26 protein-coding genes are annotated in these 21795 nt (G+C 62.0%); 13 read left to right on the top strand and 13 right to left on the bottom strand.

Translation table 11 applies throughout. The annotated features are described in order from the left end of the window. Positions 1–254 precede the first annotated feature (254 nt). Positions 255–974, top strand: a complete 720-nt coding sequence (phoU, locus tag Q7L05_RS11230) for a phosphate signaling complex protein PhoU (RefSeq protein ID WP_303906311.1) — start codon at positions 255–257, stop codon at positions 972–974. Positions 975–1258: 284 nt separating this feature from the next. On the opposite strand, the gene argF is transcribed toward phoU, so the two are convergent. From argF to Q7L05_RS11175, 11 genes are all read right to left on the bottom strand, one after another. Beyond that, a complete protein-coding gene (argF, locus tag Q7L05_RS11225; protein ID WP_303906308.1) occupies positions 1259–2161 on the bottom strand; it encodes an ornithine carbamoyltransferase in 903 nt (300 codons plus the stop codon). Position 2162: 1 nt separating this feature from the next. Continuing rightward, positions 2163–3359, bottom strand: coding sequence for an aspartate aminotransferase family protein (locus Q7L05_RS11220; protein ID WP_303906304.1), 1197 nt, complete (start codon positions 3357–3359; stop codon positions 2163–2165). A gap of 185 nt (positions 3360–3544) precedes the next feature. Then, entirely contained in the window at positions 3545–4126 is a 582-nt protein-coding gene (locus Q7L05_RS11215; RefSeq protein ID WP_303906301.1) for a superoxide dismutase, read from the bottom strand. 182 nt (positions 4127–4308) lie between these two features. Then, entirely contained in the window at positions 4309–4917 is a 609-nt protein-coding gene (locus Q7L05_RS11210; protein WP_303906298.1) for a sulfite oxidase heme-binding subunit YedZ, read from the bottom strand. A gap of 20 nt (positions 4918–4937) precedes the next feature. Then, positions 4938–5903 (bottom strand): protein-methionine-sulfoxide reductase catalytic subunit MsrP, encoded by a 966-nt coding sequence (gene msrP, locus Q7L05_RS11205; RefSeq protein WP_303906295.1) that lies wholly within the window; start codon positions 5901–5903, stop codon positions 4938–4940. After that, complete coding sequence (locus tag Q7L05_RS11200; protein WP_303906290.1) at positions 5893–6489, bottom strand: HvfX family Cu-binding RiPP maturation protein; 597 nt, start codon at positions 6487–6489, stop codon at positions 5893–5895. The genes msrP and Q7L05_RS11200 overlap by 11 nt, the downstream gene beginning before the upstream one ends. Next, positions 6486–7259, bottom strand: a complete 774-nt coding sequence (locus Q7L05_RS11195; RefSeq protein ID WP_303906287.1) for an HvfC family RiPP maturation protein — start codon at positions 7257–7259, stop codon at positions 6486–6488. Before Q7L05_RS11195 ends, Q7L05_RS11200 begins: the two co-directional genes overlap by 4 nt. Continuing rightward, the gene (locus Q7L05_RS11190; RefSeq protein WP_303906284.1) at positions 7240–8088 is read right to left on the bottom strand and encodes an HvfB family MNIO-type RiPP peptide maturase; all 849 of its coding nucleotides are present in this window, start codon (positions 8086–8088) and stop codon (positions 7240–7242) included. The genes Q7L05_RS11195 and Q7L05_RS11190 overlap by 20 nt, the downstream gene beginning before the upstream one ends. Before the next feature lie 10 nt (positions 8089–8098). Continuing rightward, entirely contained in the window at positions 8099–8404 is a 306-nt protein-coding gene (locus tag Q7L05_RS11185; RefSeq protein WP_303906281.1) for a hypothetical protein, read from the bottom strand. A 238-nt stretch (positions 8405–8642) separates the two neighbouring features. After that, on the bottom strand, positions 8643–10094 hold the full coding sequence (locus Q7L05_RS11180; protein WP_303906278.1) for a sensor histidine kinase: 1452 nt from the start codon (positions 10092–10094) through the stop codon (positions 8643–8645). 24 nt (positions 10095–10118) lie between these two features. Continuing rightward, complete coding sequence (locus Q7L05_RS11175; RefSeq protein WP_303906275.1) at positions 10119–10829, bottom strand: response regulator transcription factor; 711 nt, start codon at positions 10827–10829, stop codon at positions 10119–10121. A gap of 132 nt (positions 10830–10961) precedes the next feature. Between Q7L05_RS11175 and Q7L05_RS11170 the strand changes: the two genes are divergently transcribed. From Q7L05_RS11170 to grxD, 9 genes are all read left to right on the top strand, one after another. Further along, a complete protein-coding gene (locus tag Q7L05_RS11170) occupies positions 10962–11612 on the top strand; it encodes a class I SAM-dependent methyltransferase (protein WP_303906272.1) in 651 nt (216 codons plus the stop codon). A 171-nt stretch (positions 11613–11783) separates the two neighbouring features. Continuing rightward, entirely contained in the window at positions 11784–13322 is a 1539-nt protein-coding gene (locus tag Q7L05_RS11165) for a hydantoinase B/oxoprolinase family protein (RefSeq protein WP_303906269.1), read from the top strand. 35 nt (positions 13323–13357) lie between these two features. Then, positions 13358–13708 (top strand): BON domain-containing protein, encoded by a 351-nt coding sequence (locus Q7L05_RS11160; protein WP_303906267.1) that lies wholly within the window; start codon positions 13358–13360, stop codon positions 13706–13708. Between the two features lie 133 nt (positions 13709–13841). Next, positions 13842–15632, top strand: a complete 1791-nt coding sequence (locus tag Q7L05_RS11155; RefSeq protein ID WP_303906264.1) for an N-acetylglutaminylglutamine amidotransferase — start codon at positions 13842–13844, stop codon at positions 15630–15632. 285 nt (positions 15633–15917) lie between these two features. Next, positions 15918–16235 (top strand): BON domain-containing protein, encoded by a 318-nt coding sequence (locus Q7L05_RS11150; RefSeq protein ID WP_303906262.1) that lies wholly within the window; start codon positions 15918–15920, stop codon positions 16233–16235. A gap of 56 nt (positions 16236–16291) precedes the next feature. Next, positions 16292–16612: a DUF883 family protein gene (locus tag Q7L05_RS11145; protein ID WP_303906259.1), complete on the top strand. Its 321-nt coding sequence runs from the start codon at positions 16292–16294 to the stop codon at positions 16610–16612. Next, complete coding sequence (locus tag Q7L05_RS11140; protein ID WP_303906258.1) at positions 16609–16884, top strand: hypothetical protein; 276 nt, start codon at positions 16609–16611, stop codon at positions 16882–16884. The genes Q7L05_RS11145 and Q7L05_RS11140 overlap by 4 nt, the downstream gene beginning before the upstream one ends. Then, positions 16857–17081, top strand: coding sequence for a hypothetical protein (locus Q7L05_RS11135; RefSeq protein ID WP_303906254.1), 225 nt, complete (start codon positions 16857–16859; stop codon positions 17079–17081). The genes Q7L05_RS11140 and Q7L05_RS11135 overlap by 28 nt, the downstream gene beginning before the upstream one ends. A gap of 221 nt (positions 17082–17302) precedes the next feature. After that, positions 17303–17638 (top strand): Grx4 family monothiol glutaredoxin, encoded by a 336-nt coding sequence (gene grxD, locus Q7L05_RS11130; protein WP_303906252.1) that lies wholly within the window; start codon positions 17303–17305, stop codon positions 17636–17638. 157 nt (positions 17639–17795) lie between these two features. On the opposite strand, the gene rnt is transcribed toward grxD, so the two are convergent. Then, positions 17796–18455 (bottom strand): ribonuclease T, encoded by a 660-nt coding sequence (gene rnt / locus Q7L05_RS11125; RefSeq protein WP_303906249.1) that lies wholly within the window; start codon positions 18453–18455, stop codon positions 17796–17798. A gap of 125 nt (positions 18456–18580) precedes the next feature. Then, on the bottom strand, positions 18581–19618 hold the full coding sequence (pyrC, locus tag Q7L05_RS11120; RefSeq protein WP_303906246.1) for a dihydroorotase: 1038 nt from the start codon (positions 19616–19618) through the stop codon (positions 18581–18583). Positions 19619–19728: 110 nt separating this feature from the next. Between pyrC and Q7L05_RS11115 the strand changes: the two genes are divergently transcribed. The 3 genes from Q7L05_RS11115 to Q7L05_RS11105 all read left to right on the top strand — a co-directional run bounded on the left by Q7L05_RS11115 (position 19729) and on the right by Q7L05_RS11105 (position 21517). Further along, complete coding sequence (locus Q7L05_RS11115) at positions 19729–20430, top strand: pirin family protein (RefSeq protein ID WP_303906241.1); 702 nt, start codon at positions 19729–19731, stop codon at positions 20428–20430. Positions 20431–20564: 134 nt separating this feature from the next. Continuing rightward, the gene (locus Q7L05_RS11110) at positions 20565–21143 is read left to right on the top strand and encodes a hypothetical protein (protein WP_303906239.1); all 579 of its coding nucleotides are present in this window, start codon (positions 20565–20567) and stop codon (positions 21141–21143) included. 35 nt (positions 21144–21178) lie between these two features. Continuing rightward, positions 21179–21517 (top strand): DUF3301 domain-containing protein, encoded by a 339-nt coding sequence (locus tag Q7L05_RS11105; RefSeq protein ID WP_303906236.1) that lies wholly within the window; start codon positions 21179–21181, stop codon positions 21515–21517. The last annotated feature ends 278 nt before the right edge of the window (positions 21518–21795 follow it).

Raw genomic sequence — 21795 nt, 5'->3', positions numbered from 1 at the left:
ACGCAAAGAGCGCAAAGAATTCAATGGCTTCGAGAACCATCGGAAGCGGCAGAACCGCGGGCGATCCAGGAAAATTACGGCAATCAAAACTTTGCGTTCTTTGCGTCTTAGCGGTGAACAATTCGGACTAAATGCGTGAGAACGCATCCAGGCGTACGTTCAAAAAAATAAAGCGCTCTGAACGAGGAACGAGAAGTTTCCTTGGCGCTCTTTGCGCCTTTGCGGTGAACAAGCGAAGAGGAACAACGGCAGAGATGGAAAACAAGAGTTACGGTCAGCATATCTCGCAGCAGTACAACGAGGAACTCGAGGACGTTCGCAATCGGGTTCTGGCCATGGGCGGGCTGGTCGAGCAGCAGCTGGCCGATGCCGTGACGGCATTGGTCGACGGGAATGTCGAACTCGGTGAGCAGGTGATCACCCTCGACTACCAGGTCAATGCCTTCGAGGTCTCCATCGACGAAGAGTGCAGCCGCATCCTGGCGCGGCGACAGCCGGCGGCAAGCGATCTACGGCTGGTAGTGGCGGTCATCAAGACCATCACCGATCTCGAACGCATTGGTGACCAGGCCGAGCGGGTGGGCCGCATGTCGCTGCGCCTGGCGCAGGGGGATACGGGCCATGCCCACTACACCGAGATCAAACACCTTGGGGATCACGTGCGTCAGATGCTGCACGACGCCCTTGATGCCCTTGCCCGCATGGACCCCGAAGCCGCCGTGAAGGTGGCGCGCGAAGACATCAAGGTGGACAAGGAGTACGAGTCACTGATGCGGCAACTCATCACCTACATGATGGAAGACCCGCGCACCATCACCCGGGTGCTGGACATCATGTGGTCGGCAAGGGCGCTGGAGCGGGTAGGTGATCACGCGCGCAACATCTGCGAATACATCATCTATCTGGTGATGGGCAAGGATGTACGCCATACCAGCCTGGAAAGAATGGAGCAGGAAGCCCGCGGCAAGCGCTGAACCGCAGCCGGAGTCAGTTGCTTTTGAGGAAACTGACGATTCACCCTTTAATTCCGAACCACGGGGAACACGGGGTGCACGGGGAGAAAAAGATCGGGCTTGTCTGAATAATTTGCGGGTGTCCCCGGACAGGAGGTCGTAGGCACGGACCTGGTAGGAGGCGCGCCCTCGCGGCGATTTTTGTCGCAAAGCCCCCGTGCCGACAACGCCCGCCACCGGTCTACGAAGGCAACGGCCCCCTGTAGAAGCCCCCGTGTTCCCCGTGGTTACCTTCTCGTCGTTGATTATCGGATCAGGGATTCGAGAAGTGCCTTCTGGGCATGAAGGCGGTTTTCCGCCTGGTCCCAAACGATACTCTGTGGGCCGTCGATCACATCCGCCGCGACTTCTTCACCCCGGTGGGCGGGCAGACAGTGCATGAACAGCGCGTCATCGGCCGCGGCTCCCATGAGATGTTGCGTGACCTCATAGTCGGCGAAGATCTTCTCGCGCTCTCTCTGCTCCTCTTCCTGGCCCATGCTGGCCCAGACATCGGTAGTAACCAGATGGGCACCCTCGGCGGCCGCGAGGGGATCGCGCATCACCGTGGCGGCATTGCCTGCAGCGGTCAGCACCTCGGTATCCGGTTCATAACCCTCCGGACAGGCGATGTTCAGTTTGAAACCGAACTGCCGGGCGGCATTGATGTAGGAGTGGCACATGTTGTTGCCGTCGCCAATCCAGGCGACGGTCCGTCCTTCGATACTGCCGCGCTGCTCGACAAAGGTCTGGACGTCGGCCAGCAATTGGCACGGGTGAAACATATCGGTGAGGGCATTGATGACGGGCACCCGGGAGAATTCGGCAAAGCGCTCGAGCTTTTCGTGTTCGAAGGTGCGAATCATCACCACGTCGACCATGCGCGACAGGACCCGGGCCGTATCCTCGATGGGCTCGCCGCGGCCCAATTGGGTATCGCGCGGTGAAAGGAAGATCGCGTGGCCGCCGCACTGTGCCATGGCCGCCTCGAAAGAGACGCGGGTCCGGGTCGAGGATTTTTCGAATACCATACCCAGGGTGCGGCCCCGAAACGGCTCTTGGTGTTCGCCGTTGTTCAGGCGCCGCTTGAGTTCGATCGCCCTTGCAATGAGCCGGTTGAGCTCGTCACGGGAGAAATCAAGCAGGGTCAGGAAATGGCGGATGGCCATATCACTTGGTCTCCGTCGCTTTCGGCTCCGACACGAATGCCTCGATCAGTCCGCTGACTTCTTCGACAATGCGATCGGCCTGTGACTCATTGATGATTAGCGGAGGCAGAAGCCGAACCACCCGTTCCGCGGCAACATTGATCAGCAGGCCCTTTGCGAGTGCCTGCTTCACCAGTTCGCCGCAGGGACCGTCCAGTTCGATGCCGATCATCAGACCCTCGCCGCGGATTCCGGTGACGGAATCGAGTATCCCGAGCCGCGCCTCGAAACCTTTCCGCATGCGCTGCCCCAGTTTTCCTGCGCGCTCTGCGAGTCCTTCGAATTCGAGGATCTCCACGACCGCCAGTGCGGCTGCACAGGCAAGCGGGTTACCGCCAAAGGTGGAGCCGTGGTTTCCCGGCTGGAACAGGTCCGCCGCGTGGCCGCGCGCCATGCAGGCGCCAATGGGGACGCCATTGCCGAGCGCCTTGGCGACGGTGACCACATCCGGAGCGGCGTTGCCATGCTGCCAGGCGAACGGCTTGCCGGTGCGCCCCATGCCGGTCTGGATCTCGTCCAGCATCAGCAGCCAGCCGTTTTCGTCGCAGACCGTGCGCAGTTGGGCCAGGTAGTCGGGGTCCGGCTGGTTGATGCCGCTTTCACCCTGGATCGGCTCCACCAGAACGGCGACCACCTCGGGATTCAGTTTGGCGGCATGGCGTACTGCTTCGATGTCGTTGTAGGGCACGCGGGCGAAGCCCTTGACCAGGGGCTCGAAACCGGCCTGCACTTTCCGGTTGCCCGTGGCTGACAGGGTGGCGAGTGTACGGCCGTGGAAACTGCCTTCAGCCACGATGACCGTCGGGCTGTCGATTCCCCGCTTGTGACCATACAGACGAGCGAGCTTGATCGCCGCTTCATTGGCCTCGGCGCCCGAATTGGCAAAGAACACGCGGTCCATGCCCGCGTAGGCGCAAAGCCGATGGGCGAGCTGTTCCTGCCTGTCGATGCGGTACAGATTGGAGGTGTGAACCAGCCGGCCCGCCTGCTCGCAGATGGCCCGGGTGACTGCCGGGTGAGCATGCCCCAATCCGCAGACGGCAATACCGCTCACCGCGTCGAGGTACCGGTTGCCTTCACCATCCCAAAGATACGGCCCCTCTCCGCGCTCGAAAGCCACGGGGAGCCGTGCATAGGTCGACATCGTTACGTCAGCCATTTCCGCTTCCCTAAAAAGCAAAAGGCAGTCTCGGGATGAGACTGCCGTTCCACCGAACCGGTGATCATATCTAGTCGTTCAGGGTAGGGCAACTGCCGCTTGATTTCCCGGCAGGAGGAGCGCCTCCGCACGCATTCCGTCATGCATCGCACCGAGGCGGTGGTCCTCCAATGGGGAGCGGCGCATTACCCTCCGAAGTTCTGAGCGGCGAAGTCCCAGTTCACGATGTTCCAGAATGCCTCCAGATATTTGGGACGGGCGTTGCGATAATCGATGTAGTAGGCGTGCTCCCACACATCGCAGGTCATCAACGGGGTCTTGCCGTCCCGGAGCGGATTACCGGCATTGGAGGTATTGACGATTTCCACGGACCCGTCACTGTTCTTCACCAGCCAGGTCCAGCCGGAGCCGAAATTATTTGCACCCATGTCACTGAATTTGGTCTTGAAATCTGCAAAGGAGCCAAAGGCCTTGGTCATTGCTTCGGCCAGATCGCCGGAGGGTTCGCCGCCACCGTTCGGGCTCATGCAGTTCCAGTAGAAGGTATGGTTCCAGACCTGGGCGCCGTTGTTGAAAATCCCGCCATCGGCCTCCTTGATGATCTCTTCCAGAGAGGCGTTCTCAAACTTGCTGCCCTCGATCAGCCCGTTCAGCTTGGTCACGTAGGTCTGGTGGTGCTTGTCGTGGTGATAATCCAGCGTCTCGGCCGAGATATGCGGCTCCAGTGCATCCTTCGGATAGGGGAGATCCGGCAGTTCATGCTTCATCTTGCTACTCCTTTTCCGTTTGCGGTTCTTGTTTCCGGTGCCAAAAGTCGCGGCGCGACGGCTTATCCGCTCAAGTGTAGAGGCTTTTCCCGGCTTAGGCTGGTTTACCTGAGCAATACGCTAAAGAATAGACGCCTAACAAGGCGTGTACAACCCCTGCATGGATTCGAAGTGTGTCGGGTTCAAGGCTTGCGGGTGATTGCCCGAGCCACAGGAGGCAGCCGCATGAGCAGCAAAATCGCAAGCAGAAGGGCATAGATGAGCGGTTCGCGGGTATCGGCCTTGACCATCAGGTAGAAGTGCAGCACTGCCAGTGCCGCAGCGGGGTAGACGAGTCGGTGCAGTCGCAGCCAGCGCCGACCACCGAGCCGACGCTGCATCTTGCGGGTGGAGGTGATTGCCAGAGGGACGAGCAGGGCAAAGGCGGCCATGCCCACGGTGATGAAGGGCCGCTCGACGATATCCTCCATGATCGCCCCCCAGGCGAAAAACTGGTCGAGCATCAGGTAGCCGAGCAGGTGAACGGTGGCGTAGAAGAAGGCGAAGAGCCCGAGCATGCGTCGAAAGCGCATGATTCCGCCCCATTGGCTCAGGCGGCGTAGCGGCGTGATGGCCAGCGTCAGCAGCAGAAAGCGCAGCGCCCAGTCGCCGTGACCGCGGATCAGGGCCTCGATGGGATTAGCGCCCAGGTTACCGGTCAAGGCGGCAAACCAAAAATAGAGCGTCGGCAGCAGGGCGGCCGGAAACACCACGGCCTTGATCCAGGGGATGGGGTCCTTGCGATTTGCCATTCCAGTTGCTTGGCACCCCGTTAATAAAATCGCTTCAGGTCCATGCCGCGATAGAGGTGCGCCACCTGTTCGGCATAGCCGTTGAACGGCAGGGTATCCCGTTTCAGGAACTCGCCGATGCGCCGCTCGCGCGCCTGGCTCCAGCGCGGATGGGAGACGGCCGGGTTGACGTTGGCATAGAAGCCGTACTCGTGGGGCGCCATCTCGTTCCAGGTGTTCTGCGGCTGCTTTTCAGTGAGGCGGATCCGGACGATGGATTTGATGCTCTTGAAACCGTACTTCCAGGGTACGACCAGTCGTAAAGGGGCCCCGTTCTGGTTGGGCAATTCCCGACCGTAGAGGCCTACCGCCATCAGGGTGAGCGGGTGCATCGCCTCGTCGATGCGCAGCGCCTCGACATAGGGCCAGTCGAGTACGGCGCGGCGCTGTCCGGGCATCTGCTGCGGATCGTGGAGCGTGGTGAACTCGACGTATTGAGCGCGCGACGTCGGTCCCAGGCGCCGGATCAAGTCGGCGAGGGGAAAACCGACCCAGGGAATCACCATCGACCAGCCTTCGACGCAGCGCATCCGATAGACGCGCTCCTCGAGTGTATGGGGCTTGAGAAGGTCCTCGAAGGCGTAGTTGCCGGGCTTCTCCACCTCGCCCGCCACCGCAACCGACCAGGGGTCGGTCACCAGGGTGTGGGCGTTTTCGGCCGGGTCTTCCTTGCCGGTGCCGAATTCGTAGAAATTGTTGTAGGTCGTGACCGACTCCCAGGAGGTCGCCGGTTCGTCGACACTGAAGCGGCTCTGTTTCAGGCCGGGGAAATCCGGCTTGCCGGGCGGCCCCTCGTCACTGCCGCCGAAAAGACCGGCCTGTGCCGGTAAGGCGAGCGCGCCGATGGCCCCGGCGGCGCCCAGTTTCAGGAAACGGCGGCGCTCCCGGTAGACCGACTCGGGGGTGATCTCCGAGGGGCGGATCGCGTTGGGTCGTTTAATCAGCATAATGATTCCCTCGGGTCATGTAGCGTCGGTGCAGCCAGTAATCAATACTCAGATAGCGTCCGCCGCCGATGAAGAACAGCGTCAGCAGCATGATGAAGTAGGTGGCGGCGAATTCGATACCGTTATTGAGTACAACCGGTCGGCCGAGTTCGGTAACGAACTCATGGCGCCCGGGGTGCTCGGCGGCCAGCCAGTCGAGCAGGCCCGAAAGACGCTGTGAGGCCTCGGTACCGCTCTCGGCAATCGCCAGCCAGCTGTTCTCCCAGTGAACGGTGAGCGCGGCCACCGCCATGGTCACCATCAGCGGAATGCTGGCCCAGCGCACCGCCAGGCCCAGCACCAGCGCTATCGCCCCGCCGGTTTCGGAAAGGGCCGCAAGCCACGCCATGACCGTGGGAAACGGCAGGCCCAGTCCCCAGTCGGGATTGCCAAACCAGGCGATGGTGCCCTCCATATGGCTGATCTTCTGGGTTCCCGCCATCCAGAAGATGGGCGCCAGATAGAGGCGTAACGTCAGCGGGGCCAAGAAGTCCAGACGTCGGGTTTCATCCAGCAGTTGGTGGGGCTTTCGCACCGGTTGCATCATGCACCTCCCTGGGTGGCCGGCTGTGTGCCGACGAGTGCCCCTTTTTCACGCAATTGCTCCAAAAGCGTCCGGCCCTGTTCGACCAGGCGCTCGGGTTCGGGGTGATTGATTTCGCCGGCCAGGCGCAGCAGCAGTCGACGGCCGCCGAGCTGCGGAGACGAGGCAATCAGCTCCAGCAGTCGGGCGCTGGTCGGACTCAGCGCCAGGGTTCGGACCTGTTCGACATCGTCGCGCCAGAGCAGCAGCCGGGCAGGCTCCTCGTCCTGCAGCGACTCCCCCTCACACATCCGGTGAACCGGATACCGATAGGCGGCCAGGCGGAACAGGGACGCCAGAACCGGTGCGCCGGTCAGCAGATCGCCGTTCGGTATCAGGGCTTCGGGAGGCGCCGGTGCCGGCGACAGCGCCAGGTGGAGTTGCGACCATTCGTACCGGGCCAACTCTGCCAGATAGGGCGGGTCGAGGCCCGGTGGTCGCTCGAGCCAGGCCGCGAATTCGCCGGGCAGGCGGTGAAAGTAGGGGGTGGTACTGGAGTGTCCCGCAAAAAAACGCCCGGCGGCCGCCTCCCAGTCGTCTTTCGACAGGCGGGCGCGGACGGCGGGAAACGCGTCTTCGAGAACGCCGAGGATATTGTTGAAAAAGAGCTCGCGGTAGATGGCCATGCGTCGTGGGGAGACATCGGCAGGCGTAGCCCGCTCGGGATCGCGAATGGCTGCCGCGAAACAGCGCTGGCGCCCCGCCAGGGAGGTGTCAAGCGATACGGCGTTCATTATGCCCTTCCTCGTTTTGCAGTCGGCGGATGGTGCCCAACTCGTCCAGTAGCTCCGAGAGGGGCGGCAGGTTGAAGTCCCGCTCCAGCAGGGTGGGCCGAACCCCGGCGTGCCGGTAGGCCGTTTCCAGCAGAGACCAGACCGGGTCGACCACCGCTGTGCCATGGGTGTCGATGATGAGCTCTTCAGACTCCCGATAGTGGCCGGCCACATGCACATAGGCGATGCGATCGGCCGGCAGAGAGTGAATAAACCTGACCGGGTCGTAGCCGTGATTGACGCCGTTGACATAGGCGTTGTTGACGTCCAGCAGCAGGCCGCAGTCGGCCTCCTCCAGGACGGCGGTGACGAAGGTCGCCTCGTCCATGTCGCCCGACTGACCCGCATAGTAGGAGACGTTCTCGACGGCGATGCGCCGTTCGAGAATCGCTTGGGTACGGCGGATGCGACCGGCCACGTGGTGCACCGCCTCCTCGGTGAAGGGCAGGGGCATCAGGTCGTAGAGATGCCCCCCGTCGGTGCAGTAGGAGAGGTGTTCCGAGTAGAGCACCACACGGTGTCTATCAAGGAACGCCTTCAACTCTTCGATGAAGGCCTCGTCCAGCGGGTCGGGGCCGCCCAGAGAGAGCGACAGTCCGTGGCTGGCAAGCGGCCACTGCTCGGCGAAAAACGCCAGGTCGCGGGCGTATCGGCCGCCCAACCCCATCCAGTTCTCCGGGGTGACCTCCAGAAAGCCGACCTCCGCCGGGCGCGTCTCGGCCAGCGCGCCCGTCAGGGCACGCCTCAGGCCGAGACCGGCACCTTCCAGCATCCGAGTGGGATCGGACATCGTGCTCACCTTACCTGCCGGCGCCGCACTTGGCCTCACCGCAGCTCGCCTCGCGAACGACGGGCTTGGCCTTGGCCTTTTCGGCACCGCAGTTGGTCTCGGCGGGCGCCTTTTCCTTGGCGCCGCAGTTGGCCTCGGCGGCTTTTTTCTCCGCCTTGCCGCCGCACTGACCCTGTCCCGCCTCGGCGATACGCAGGCCGCCGAACTCCTCGACGCTGAAGGGGTTGGCATCGACGGCACCGAGTGCGGTCCCGGAAAGGCCGAAGACCATGGCCGTACCGGCGGCGAAGGAGATCGGTTTGGTGATTTTGTTCATGTCTGCATCCTCGTTATGTCGATTGTCGATTCTGCGAACCGGACTATTCGCGTCCGGTTGCAGATAACGATGCGCGACGGGTCTCACGTGCCGTTCACGGAGTTATCACGTTTCTGTAACAGCGTGAGAGAGGGCGCCATCGCGGCAGGATGCCGATCTCACCATTGCAGGTTCTGAGCCGGGTGTTTTGTGGCGGCTTCCAGCCGCGATGGCTATCCCTTGTCTGCAGAGAGGGTGTTCAGCGCGTCGGCAGTCGGAAGGTGAAGCGGGTCGACCCATTGGCGCTGTCGGCGGCGACTTCGCCGCCGTGCAGTTCGACGATACGCTTGACGATCGCCAATCCCAGGCCGGCGCCGCCGTGATGACTGCGGGGTGATTGGTAAAAGCGTTCGAAGACGTGGGGGAGCTCTTCGGCAGGAATGGTGGGACCGGTGTTGATGACGTCGACCTCGACCCTGCCATCGCGGAGGCGGCTGTGAATGTCTATCTCCCCCTGCTCGGGGGTATGACGCAGGGCGTTGCCGAGCAGGTTTTCCAGCACCCGGTCGAGCAGACCCACGTCGCCGGAAATCGGAGGCAGGTCCTGTGCGATGGAGGCCCTGAAGGTGACGCCCTGCTGCTCGGCACGCAGCCCGTATTTCTGGGCGGCATCCTGGATGAGTTCTCCAAGGGCAACCGGTTCCGACTCGGGCAGCGCCTCCCGCGCATCGAGCCGCGAGAGCTCGAACAGCTCCTCCACCAAATGGGTCAGGCGCTCGCTTTGCCGATGAGCGACCCCCAGGTATCGCTGGTATTCGTCGGTCGAGAGTTCCCCGGCCTTCAACTGAAGCGTCTCCAGATAGCCCTGGAGGGAGGCGAGCGGGGTGCGCAGGTCGTGAGAGACATTGGCCACCAGGTTGCGTCGCAGTACATCCTTCTCCTCCAGCGCCCCGACCTGCTCCTCGATGCGCCCGGCCATGGCGTTGAAGGTGGTGCCGAGGCGATCGATTTCGTCCCCGCTACGTCCCACGACGTAGAGTTGGCGGGTGGTGTCAAAGCCGCTGGCCCGAAAGCCGTCCATCACCTTGGTGAGGCCTCGCAGACGGCGGGTCAGTTGATGAAAGGCCACCGCCCCGGCGAGGATCCCGAATAGCACCACGCCGACAACCGCAAGCAGGCTGAAGCGCACCAGATAACTCTCCTGCAGCAGTTGCCTTGCCGAGGAGAAGGATTCGCCTCCGAGCACGACGTAGAGATATTGCTGCGTCGGCCCCCGGAAAGGGAATGCCGCTGCGGAGAAGGCCTTGTGGCCGTTCGTCTGGCGGGGGTCGTCACCGAGGATGGGGAGCGGCGCATCGTCGAGAAAGCGTTTGATCGGCGCCAGGTCGACCCGACTGCGCTTGATCTTCATCTGGGGGGCCTCGTAGGCCACGATCGCACCCTCGCTATCGAGCAGGTAGATCTCGATAGCGGGATTGACATGCATGTAGTGGCTGAACAGTGACTTGACGGAGTCGCCGTCGAGACGGTCGGCACCTACCAGGTTGCGCTGCACGAGCAACTGGCGCGCCAGGTCCCGATTGAAGCGTTGATCGAGTTCCTGCAAAAAGGTGGCGCTGGCCTGCACCGCGAACGCAGACACCACCGCGCCGACGACGATCAGCAGCAGCGCAAGGACGAAGGCAAGGCGGGCGTAAAGGCTCTTAAACATGGGGCGCGCGGCGTCGTTTCGCGTTCATTGGACCGGCTCTGCAAATTTGTAGCCCACGCCCCAGACCGTCAGGACATAGCGCGGGTGGGCCGGGTCGGCCTCCACCTTGTTGCGCAGGCGGTTGATGTGGGAGTTGACCGTGTGTTCATAACCGTCATGGTTGTAGCCCCAGACCTGGTCCAGCAGTTGGCTGCGGGAGTAGACCCGTCCCGGATGGCGGGCGAAATGCAGCAGGAGGTCGAACTCGCGGGCGGTCAGATCCACCGGCTGACCGTGGACCGAAACGGTGCGCCGTTCCGGATCGATGCTCAGTCCGCCGGCCGTGATCGCCTCTCCGGTACCGTTCTCCCGTGCCGGTGCGGCCATTGCCTCGGCACGGCGCAGCAGGGCCTTGACCCGGGCCGCCAACTCCCGGATCGAAAACGGCTTGGTAAGGTAGTCATCGGCGCCGATCTCCAGCCCTAGCACCCGATCCAGTTCCGACGAGCGGGCGGTCAGCATCAGCACCGGCAGGTAGCGGTCCTCGGCGCGCAGCCTCTGGCAGAGACTCAGGCCATCCATGCCCGGCAGCATCAAATCGAGCACCACCAGGTCGTAGTGGCCGCCGAGGGCCCAGGCCAGTCCGGTATCCCCATCAGCGGCAATATCGACGTGGTGACCCTCATCGCGCAGGTGCAGCGCCACCAAGTCGGCGATATCTGCGTCGTCTTCAATAACCAGAATCGAGCGATTCACTGCCAAGCTCCCGTCATTTTTTCAGAATATCGCCTAAGATTCACAGAAGTATCACGGGAGCACCGGTTGACACAGCCTACCGACCTGCCTTCATACTTGAAAACAAACCCTCAAATGTCGTATTGAAATATCATGGATCATAATTCGGTCATTTCCGCCTACCGGCGCTACGCGGGCATTTACGATTTCGTCTTCGGCAGTGTATTCGAGCCGGGGCGCCAGCGGGTGGTCGAGATGATGGATTGCCGGCCCGGGGAGAACATCCTTGAAGCCGGCGTCGGTACCGGGTTGTCGCTCACCCACTACCCGGCCCATGTCGACGTCGTCGGCATCGATCTGTCGCCGGATATGCTGGATCGTGCCGGTAATCGCGTGCGCAGGAGCGGGCTCGGAAATGCCACCCTCCACTGCATGGATGTGCAGGAGATGGATTTTCCCGACGACAGTTTCGATAAGGTGGCCTGCATGTATGTGGCCTCCGTGGTTCCCGACCCGGAAGCGATGCTAATGGAGGTGAGGCGGGTTTGCAGAGCCGGCGGTGATATTTTTGTCGTCAATCACTTCACCAGCCCCGGCGGTCCGGCACGCTGGATGGAAGAGATGCTATCGCCCCTCGCCAAACGATTGGGTTTCCGACCCGTTTTCCCGCTGGATGATTTTATCGAACTTGCCGATATGGAAGTGGCCGAGGTTGCGCCAGTGAACGCTTTCGGTTACTGGACGCTCGTTCACTTGCGAAACAGCAGCCCTGTCGAAACGGTTGCCGGTGAAGAGGCTGCCTGACGGCAGACTCCTTCGCGGCTTTCTCCGCTCCTATAGAGAGTATCTCCTGTAGGAGCCCACCCCGTGGGCGAACAGCGCTATCGCGCTCAATTTGGGAAATCGGACGGCTGACGCCGTGTTCGGGGAAGGGCGCTGATCAATTCCCGCCAGCGGTTCTGTTACCATTCAGGCATGACCGATGCCGTTGAACTTTCGATTTTTGCCAGCCGTGTAGAGGCCGTTTGCGAAGAGATGGGGGCGGTTCTCAAACGCGCCGCCTTTTCACCGAATATCCGCGACCGCCTCGACTTCTCCTGTGCCGTATTCGACCCCGCGGGTGAACTGTGCGCGCAGGCTGCCCATATCCCGGTACACCTGGGGAGCATGGCCTTTGCCATGCGTGATATCGTTGGGCGGGTCGAATGGAACCAGGGTAATATGGTGGTGGTGAACGACCCCTATCTGGGCGGTACCCACCTCCCCGACATCACGGTCATTGCGCCCCTCTATCTGCGGCACCAACTGATGGGTTTCGTGGCCAATCGTGCCCACCATGCCAATATCGGCGGTGACTCGCCCGGTTCGATGCCGATCTCCGGCCGGCTCGAGGAGGAGGGGCTAATCATCCCGCCCAGGCCGCTGGTACGGGCCGGCCAGCTGGATGAGTCGCTGATGGAGCGAATCGTCACCGCCACTGGAAGTCCGGTGGAGACCCGGGGTGACTTCTCCGCTCAGGTGAGCGCCAACGCGAGCGGTCTCAGGCGACTCGAGGAGTTGGTCGACAGTCTCGGGGTGGAGCGCTACCGGTCGTCCCTTGCCGAGCTCAATGATTACGCCGAGCGTCTGGCCCGCTCCGCCCTGGAGGCGATCCCCGACGGACGCTACGCGTTCACCGATTACCTGGACGATGACGGCAAGGGTCACGTGGACTTGCCGATTTGCGTCACGGTAGCGGTCGAAGACGGCCGTATACACGTGGATTTCGCCGGCACGGCGGCGCAGACACCCGGAAACGTCAATTGCCCTCTCTCGGTGGCCGCAGCGGGGGTGTTTTACGTCCTTCGCTGTCTGATGCCGGACCAGACCCCCGCCTGTGCCGGGACGTTTCGCCCCATCACCCTGGAGGCCCCCGAAGGATCCCTGTTGAATGCGCAGCGGCCGGCGGCGGTTGCCGCTGGCAATGTGGAGACCAGCAGCCGCGTGGTGGACGCGGTCTGCGGGGCGCTGGCGTCTGCGATTCCCGATCGGATCCCGGCCGCCAGCCACGGCTCCATGAACAATGTGGCCATGGGTGCGCGGGATAGGGACAGCTATTGGGATTACTACGAAACCATGGGCGGTGGCATGGGCGCAGGTGCCCGTGGGGGCGGCCTTTCGGCCGTTCAGACCCACATGACCAATACCCTCAATACCTCGATCGAAGTGCTGGAGATGGCCCATCCGCTGCGGGTGACCCGCTACCAGGTGCGACGCGGCTCGGGTGGTGTCGGTGAACGGCCGGGTGGCGAGGGTCTGGTTCGTGAGTTCGAGTTTCTCGCACCTGCGCAGGTGACTCTGCTTACCGAACGCCGCAGGCGCGGCCCCTGGGGCCTGGCCGGGGGCGGTGATGGTAAGGCGGGGGAGAATCTCTTCAATGGTGAGCCGCTTCCCGGTAAGACCACCGTTTCGGTGGAAGTCGGCGATCGTCTCACGGTGATCTCCGCTGGCGGCGGCGGCTCGGGGAATCCATGAGCTGCGCCTCCGTTCGGGTTATCTGGAGAACCGTGATGGACTTTATCCGCCGGGTGTTTCTGGTGCTAATTACCGTAACCACCATCGTCGCCGTCAGCGGCTGCGCCACTGCAGTCATGACGGGTGCCGCCCAGGGTGGTTATGATCCCGACAATGGCCGAAGCGCGAGGCAGGTACCGGCTGATGCCGAGATCAGCGCTGCCGTGACCCGGGCCCTTGTTCATCACCCGCAAATACCGGCCATGCCCATTACGGTGCGGACCGAACAGGGCCGGGTCACTCTCAGTGGTGAGGTCCCCGACCGCGACACGGCCCGACGAGCTGCTCGTCTGGCCGCTGCCGTGCCCGGCGTCGAGTCGGTACGGAATCTCCTCAGGGTCGAGTAGAAGAGAGCTCCCGGGGCAGGAGGCGTTGCCGCAACGGCCAGCACTGTGCCCGGAGTGAGCGGCCGTTGAAGATCACTTTATGCCTTCGTGAACTCCATGTTCCCGGTGGTCGATACGTTGGAATAGACAAAACATGTGCGGAATCTGTGGTGAACTTCGCTTCGACGGCCAGCCCCCCGATCTGGGACGGCTCGGCCGGATGCTGCATCGTCTGGAGCGGCGCGGACCGGACCACGAGGGCAGTTATTCGGACGGACCCCTGGCCTTCGGACACCGGCGGCTCTCGATTATCGACCTCTCGGAACGTTCCGATCAGCCGATGCACGACGCCGAGCTGGAGCTGGTGGTGGTGTACAACGGCACCATCTACAACTATCCGGAACTGCGCAGGGAGTTGCAGGGGGCCGGCTTCCGTTTCTTTTCCGATGGCGATACCGAGGTCATCCTCAAGGCCTATGCGGCCTGGGGGGAGCAGTGCGTCGAGCGTCTGCACGGGATGTTTGCCTTTGCCGTGTGGGATATCCGCCGCCAGCGGCTGTTCCTGGCCCGCGATCGCTTCGGTATCAAGCCACTCTATTACGCCCTGGCGGATGGTGAGTTGCGCTTCGCTTCCAATACCCAGGCGCTGCTGGCCTCGGGAGGAGTGGATACCGATATCGACCCGGTCGGTCTCCACCATCAATTCACCCTGCATGCTGTGATTCCTGCGCCGCGTACGATCCTCAAGGGGATTCGCAAGCTGGCGCCGGGCACCTCGATGAGTATCGATACCGAGGGTGAGGTCCGCGAACGCCGCTACTGGGATCTCTACGCCTCCCGACCGCCCGTACCGCGCAGCGAAGAGGAGTGGCTGGAGGCAATCCACGAATCCCTGCGCCGTTCGGTGCGCCGGCGCCTGGAGGTGGCGGATGTGCCCGTGGGTGTTTTGCTCTCCGGCGGCCTGGATTCCTCTCTGTTGGTGGCACTGCTGGCCGAACAGGGCGTCGAGGACATTCTGACGTTTTCCGTGGGGTTCGAAGATCAGCCGGAGGAGAAGGGCAGCGAGTTTGAATTCTCCGACCTGGTGGTGGAGCGCTACGGCACCCGTCACCACAAATACAACATACCCAACGAACAGGTTCTCACCCGTCTGCCGGAAGCGGTCGAGCAGATGGCCGAACCGATGGTGGGTCAGGATGCCGTCGCCTTTTACCTGCTCGGCGAGCGGGTCTCCCAGGAAGTGAAGGTGGTGCAGAGCGGGCAGGGGGCCGACGAGGTTTTCGGTGGCTACTTCTGGTACCCGCTGATGAATGCCGAGTCGGGTTCCGACCTGGAGCGTTTCGCCAAGCACTATTTCGACCGGCCCCACGAAGAGTTTCTGGAGATGGTGACGCCGGCCTTTCGGGGGGAGGACCACACCTCGCGGAGCATCGAGCGCCTGCTGGCCGTGCCGGGTGCCGACACCTTTCTCGACCGGGTGTTGCGCATGGATGTGACCACCCTGCTTGTCGATGACCCGGTCAAGCGGGTGGACAACATGACCATGGCCTGGGGCCTGGAGGCGCGTGTGCCATTCCTGGACCACGAACTGGTGGAGCTGGCCATGCAGGCGCCGCCCTCGATGAAGCTGGGGCCTGATGGTAATGACCATAAATATGCCCTGAAGCGCATCGCCCGCGGCCTGGTTCCCGACGCGGTGATCGATCGTCCCAAGGGTTACTTCCCGATGCCGGCACTCAAGTACGTGCGCGGCGATTTTCTCGACTTCATGCACGACATCCTCGATTCACAGGCCTGTCGTGAGCGCGGGGTATTCGACCGCGCCTACGTCGAGAAGCTGTTCACCGAACCGGACCGGCATTTCACCCGGCTTCGCGGCAGCAAGCTCTGGCACCTTGCCTTGCTCGAGCTTTGGCTGCAGCGCAACGTCGATGCCGTGGCATAGGAGCCTGCACTAACAGGCTATTGAAAAGCTCCCTCTCCCCGAGGGAGAGGGCCGGGGTGAGGGGGCTCGATACAGGTAAGCTACTGATTCACACCTCCTCATCCTAACCTTCTCCCTCAGGGAGAAGGAATAGCCTCCAGGGCGTTGCGCGCAAAACTTCGGTGCCTTGGACGAATGCACTCTGGGAATCGCAAACCTCTGCGCCCCTTTCAAGAATCACCCCGCGGACTTCCAGTTTCTGTCGTCTACACTCCCTATATCCGCATTAACACGGAGGGCGGGGCGATGAAACCGATCTCGGAACGAATTCCGGCGGTGGTAGCGCTCACGTTGGTGATGCTGCTTGCAGGTGGCTGCGCGGGCAATGGCGAAACCAGGAGTACAGGGCAGTATATCGACGATGCAGCACTGACTAGCAAGGTAAAGACGGCGCTCTTCAAGGACGAGGATGTGAGTGGTTTTCAGGTGGATGTAGATTCCTTCAAAGGCCGCGTGCAGCTGAGCGGATTTGTGGACTCCGAGGAACAAAAACTTCGGGCGGAGCAGGTCGCGCGGGACATTGAAGGCGTCCAGGAAGTGATCAATAACCTTGAAGTGAAATAAGAGATTCAGGGTAGAATAAGAAGTACCATAAACCGGGCAGGAGGTAAGAAAAAGCTATGGACGACAAGCTCAATGAAGAACTCAATGCGTTGAAAGAGGACATTGCCGTACTGCGCTCCGATGTGGCGGGGCTCACGGAAGACCTGCGGCGCTCGGCATCGGCTACGGCGGAAAATGCCCGTGAATCGGTAGAGGACGAGGTTCAGCGGGCTCGGGAGCGCCTGCGCGAGAAGATCGCAGAAGCCAGGGGCCGCAGTGCACGCACCATGCACGAGATGGAAGAGAGCATCGGTGAGCGGCCGTTGGCAAGTGTGGCCACAGCGGTCGGCATCGGTTTCATTTTGGCCAAGATACTGGATCTGGGCGCCAAGCGGTGAGTTCGCTGGCCGAATATGTCATCGCCATAGCCGATCTGGCCGAGGCCGAGGGGCGGGCGCTGCGACGCAGCCTTGCCCTGCTTGGCTGGGTCTTCGCGCTAATCATTGTGGTGACGGTATTCGTCCTGTTTGGTATTGGCTTGTGGGTCTGGGCTGTCTATCTGTTCGCCGACACGCTGCTGCCATCGTGGCTGGCGGCAGCCGTGGCCGGTGCCATCGTACTGGGAATCGCCGGAGTGTTCGCATGGCTCGCCGTAAGGAACGTCCGCTAACGACCGAAGAAGCAAAAGCCCGGCTGCGTTACGTCTCCAGAGAGATCGGTGCGGGACCCTGGGTCCGACGCAACCCGTTGGCCGCGACTACCTACGCGGTGTTGGGCGGAATCGTGTTGGGTAGCGCACCCAACCTTCGCCGAAGCCTGAGTCGGGCGGTTGTTGCGCTACTGCCATTATTGATGAGGCGGGGTTGAATTTTCCTTACGGCGCTACCACGTTATCCGGAATGGTTTGTCCCGGAGGGTGAGCGAACGACTCTCTTCTGTGTAAGTAACTGCGCGTCAGGGCCGAAACAGGAGCGACTTGATTACTTTGCTGCGCCTTTTTGGCCATCCTGAACTATCCGGCTACAAAAACACTCAGACTTTCTGCCGTCCAACCGGCGGCCAATCCCCCCCTATGCGAGAGGTTTTTTATGGACGTTTTAGAGCGCATCGGTAAACAGGTCGAAGAAAATTCCATCGTCATCTTTATGAAAGGCTCGCCGCAGATGCCCATGTGCGGCTTTTCCAGCCGTACCGCCCAGGCCATGCAGGCGAGCGGTGTGGACTTTGCCTACGTAAACGTGTTGGCTGACCCGGAGATTTTCGAGAACCTGCCGCGGTACGCCAACTGGCCGACATTCCCGCAGATATACATGAACGGCGAACTGGTCGGTGGCCATGACATCGTCATGGAGCTGTATCAGAAGGGTGAACTGAAACCGATGATGGAAGCGGCTGCCGCCAAGGCGGACCAATCCGAAAGCTGATCGGTTGGACCCCCGTTTCAGATCAAAAAGCCGGCTAGCGAAGCCGGCTTTTTTTTGGCTTCAAGGGGCATCGCGCCGGGGCGGCCCTCCTACCGGCACAGCGGAGGCACAGACTGGTAGGAGGCGCGTCCCGCGGCGATTTTCCGGCCGGGCGACGTTATGAAGAGATTTCCACGTCGGGGGCAGGGGATAGCATTAGCGTTCCCTCCAGCTCCCGCCAGCGATTAACCACGGCACAGAACAGCTTGGCGGTCTGTTCGGCGTCGTAGGCGGCCGAATGGGCAGCCTCGTTATCCCACTCGTGGCCGGCGGCCTTGACCGCCCGGGCCAGTACGGTCTGTCCGAAGGCCAAACCTCCGAGAGTGACGGTGTCAAAGGTGCTGAAGGCGTGAAACGGGTTTTTCTTGCACTTCACCCGCCGGACGGCTTCCTTCAGGAAACCCAGGTCGAAAAAGGGATTATGGCCCACCAGGATGGCACGGCTGCATTCCTGCCGCTTCACCTCTTTCCGAATGGGCGCAAATACCTTGTCCAGTGCCTCTTTTTCGGGAACCGCGAAACGGAAGGGATGGAAGGGATCAATGCCGAGAAAGTCGAGCGATCGCTGGTCCAGATTGGCTCCGGCGAACGGCTCCACGTGAGCGTTTATCGTCTCCCCGGGTTGCAGGCAGCCATCATCATCCATATGCAGCAATACCGCCGCGATCTCCAGCAGCGCATCGGTCTTTGAATTGAAGCCGGCGGTCTCGACATCGACCACTACCGGCAGGAAACCGCGAAAGCGATCGGCGATTTTCGGCTGCTTGGGTTCACTCATAGTAATTCAGCTTAACGGATCGTTGTGGGGCTCGCGATCAAATCGATCACGCATGTAAGGGGCGCATTCATAATGCGCCGTCTCCAAAGAGCATCGATGCGTTGGAAGAATGCATTCTACGATGTTTAGTCCGAAACCAGCCGCCACGCCATCGTCTCGCCGGCCCGTAGGGGCACCAGGCGGTCCTCGCCGAAGGCGTAGCTGTCCGGCACCTGCCACTCGGCCTTTTCCAGGGTTACACTGCCGCTGTTGCGGGGCAGGCCGTAGAAATCCGCACCATGGTGCGCCGCAAAGGGCTCCAGCCGATCCAGGGCGCCGGCCTGCTCAAAGGCTTCGGCATAGAGTTCGAGGGCGGCATGGGCGGAGTAGATGCCGGCACAGCCGCAGGCGGTCTCCTTGGCGCCTTTGGGATGGGGAGCACTGTCGGTGCCCAGGAAGAACTTGGGATTGCCGGAAGTGGCGGCCTCCAGCAGGGCTTCGCGATGGCTCTCACGCTTCAGCACCGGCAGGCAGTAGTGGTGCGGCCGAATACCGCCCACCAGCAGCGCATTTCGGTTCATCAGCAGGTGATGGGGTGTAACGGTTGCGGCGACATTGGGTCCCGCACCCTTCACGAACTCCACTGCTTCGCGTGTGGTGATGTGCTCCAGGACGACCTTGAGGTCAGTGTGGCGCTCCAGAAGCGGTGCAAGCACTCGCTCGATGAAAACCCGCTCTCGATCGAAGATATCGACCGCCGGATCGGTCACCTCGCCATGCATCAACAGCGGCAGGCCGGCCTCGGCCATTGCCGCCAGGGCCGCTTCGGCCTTGCTGATATTTGTCACACCCGAATCGGAGTTGGTGGTCGCGCCGGCCGGATACAGCTTTACCGCGTGGATCCCGCCGCTGTGCATGGCCTCTGCGATCGTCTCCGGCCGGGTATTGTCGGTCAGGTAGAGCGCCATCAGCGGCGTAAAGTCACATCCTGCCGGCACGCTGGCCATGATGCGTTGCCGATAGGCCATCGCCTGCCCGGTGGTGGTTACCGGCGGCTTGAGGTTGGGCATGATGATGGCGCGCCCGAAGCGTTCGGCGCTATGGGGCACCACCACGGGCAGGGCATCGGCATCGCGCAGGTGGAGGTGAAAGTCATCGGGGCGGGAGAGAGTCAGGCGAGTCATGGCGTTTTTATGCTAAGAGTTTGAAAGGCCCTTGCTATCCGTGGTGTTCACGAAAGCATGCCGTCCATTATGCCACGGCGCGGGGCTGTCCCGAAGCAATGGAGTTTCGCATGATCACGCTACGCAGGTCTGAAGAGCGTGGCCGGGCAGAAGGCAACGGGATAGACAGCCGATTCGGCTTCTCGTTCGCTGAATATCACGAACCCGCCCACGTCCGGTTCTCGGTCTTGCGGGTCCTCAACGAAGACGTCCTGGCCCCCGGTGCCGGCTTTCCGGAACACCCGCACGGGGACATGGAAATCGTCACCTATCTCCTGGACGGCGTTATCGAGCATCAGGACAGTCTGGGACACCGGCACCAGATGCGCCGTGGTGATGTGCAGTGTATGACCGCAGGGAGAGGGATCCGTCACAGCGAACGGAACCCCTCGGAGCGCGAGTCGACGCATCTTTTTCAGATTTGGCTTATACCCGATCGCAGGGGGCGGGAGCCGGAATACCGGCAGGGGCATTTCCCCGATGACGAAAAGCGCCGCCATCTGCGGCTGCTGGTTTCGCCGGACGGCCGGGGCGGCTCGGTTCGGATTCACCAGGATGCATCCCTCTACGCGACACTGCTCTCTCCGGGGCAGCGTATCGATTACGAAATTGCCGCCGGGCGCCGGGTCTACCTGCAGGTGGCCACAGGCCGACTCGAACTCGATGGCGAGGTTCTGGAAAGCGGCGACGCGGCAAAGATCGAAGAGCTCGCGTCTGTCTCCTTCACCGCAACCGCCGACCTCACCGAACTGCTGCTGTTCGATCTCCCTTGATGGTGCTGAGCGCCGGAAAGGCTGTTTTGTCGATGCGGGCGGTCGACCCGTGCCATAGCGCTGCCGCCCGTTCGCCAGCAGGTTAGCCCAACCCGGAGCCTAAACTTGGATAAACCGTCGACGGAGTGGATGTCATGAGTGAACAGAAAGCCGCTGCTGAGCGGGTGATCATCGCCCGATTCGCCGATCCCGACCGTGCAAGTGAGGCAGTGGAGGCGTTGATCGAACACGATTACCCCATGGACATGATCTCCATGCTCGGGCGGCCGGCAGCAGTGGGTGATGACCCGTTGGGCATTTACTACCGTACCTCCGGCGAACGGATGCGGGGTTGGGGTAAGCTCGGGGCGTTTTGGGGCGGCATCTGGGGGTTGCTGGCCGGCGCCGCCTGCCTGTTCGTGGTGCCCGGTCTCGGCTTCATAGCGGCCGCGGGGCCGGTCGTCGATGCCCTGGCCGGTGCTGCAGCGGGAGCCGCCGGAGGCGGAGGCGTTATGGCCGGCGCCGGTGCGGTTTCGCATCTGGCCACGGCAATGCGCAACGCGGGTGTCCCCGACCAGGAGCTGGATCGCCTGCACACGGCCATTGAACATGGCGAATATGTGCTCATGCTGCGTTGTCGCCGTAACGAGTGCGAGCGCTATAGCCCGGCGATGAAAGGAGCCGGCGCCGACGAGGTGCTTGAGCATCCCTTTGGGGGCTGGCGGCACGAGTGATTTCGGTCGAGGCCGCCAACGGGTAAAGTAGCGGCATGGAAATCGGCTTTATAGCGGTATTGGCGGGTGTAGTTGCCCTTTGGGCGGCAGGAATGCGCGTACGAGAGGCGGCGATTGCGGTGGTACGCCGCGCCTGCAGACGCGATGAGTTGCAGCTGCTGGATGAAACCGTGTTATTGGAACGGATGCGCCCGGTCCGCGACCATGATGGCCGTATGCGCTGGCGCCGGGTCTATCGTTTCGAATTCACCCGGAGGTCCGAAAGGCGTCACGAGGGTACGGTCGAGCTGATCGGTCCCCGCCTGGTGGCACTCAATCTGGAGATGGATGGCTATAACCTCCATGAAGAGCGGACCACCGATTCTGAGGGATGACAGAGCCCCTCCCGCCGCTGCGGCGGTCCCGAATCGATGACGAACTCTTAGGCGTCATTGCGAGCCGTACCCCCTGCTGCACAGACCCGAATCAGTGACGAACCTTTAGCCGTCATTGCGAGCCGTACCCGCTGCTGCGCAGGCCCGAATCAAAGACGAACCTTTAGCCGTCATTGCGAGCCGTACCCCCTGCTGCGCAGGCCCGAATCAATGACGAACCTTCAGCCGTCATTGCGAGGAGCCCCGGCGACGCGGCAATCTGGGGTTTGGGAGCAGGA

The organism is Thiohalomonas denitrificans, assembly GCF_016841685.1.
Classification (GTDB): Bacteria; Pseudomonadota; Gammaproteobacteria; order Thiohalomonadales; family Thiohalomonadaceae; genus Thiohalomonas; species Thiohalomonas denitrificans_A.
Note: the sequence above shows the minus strand (reverse complement) of the source record. Positions and strands in the feature narration are given on the sequence as shown.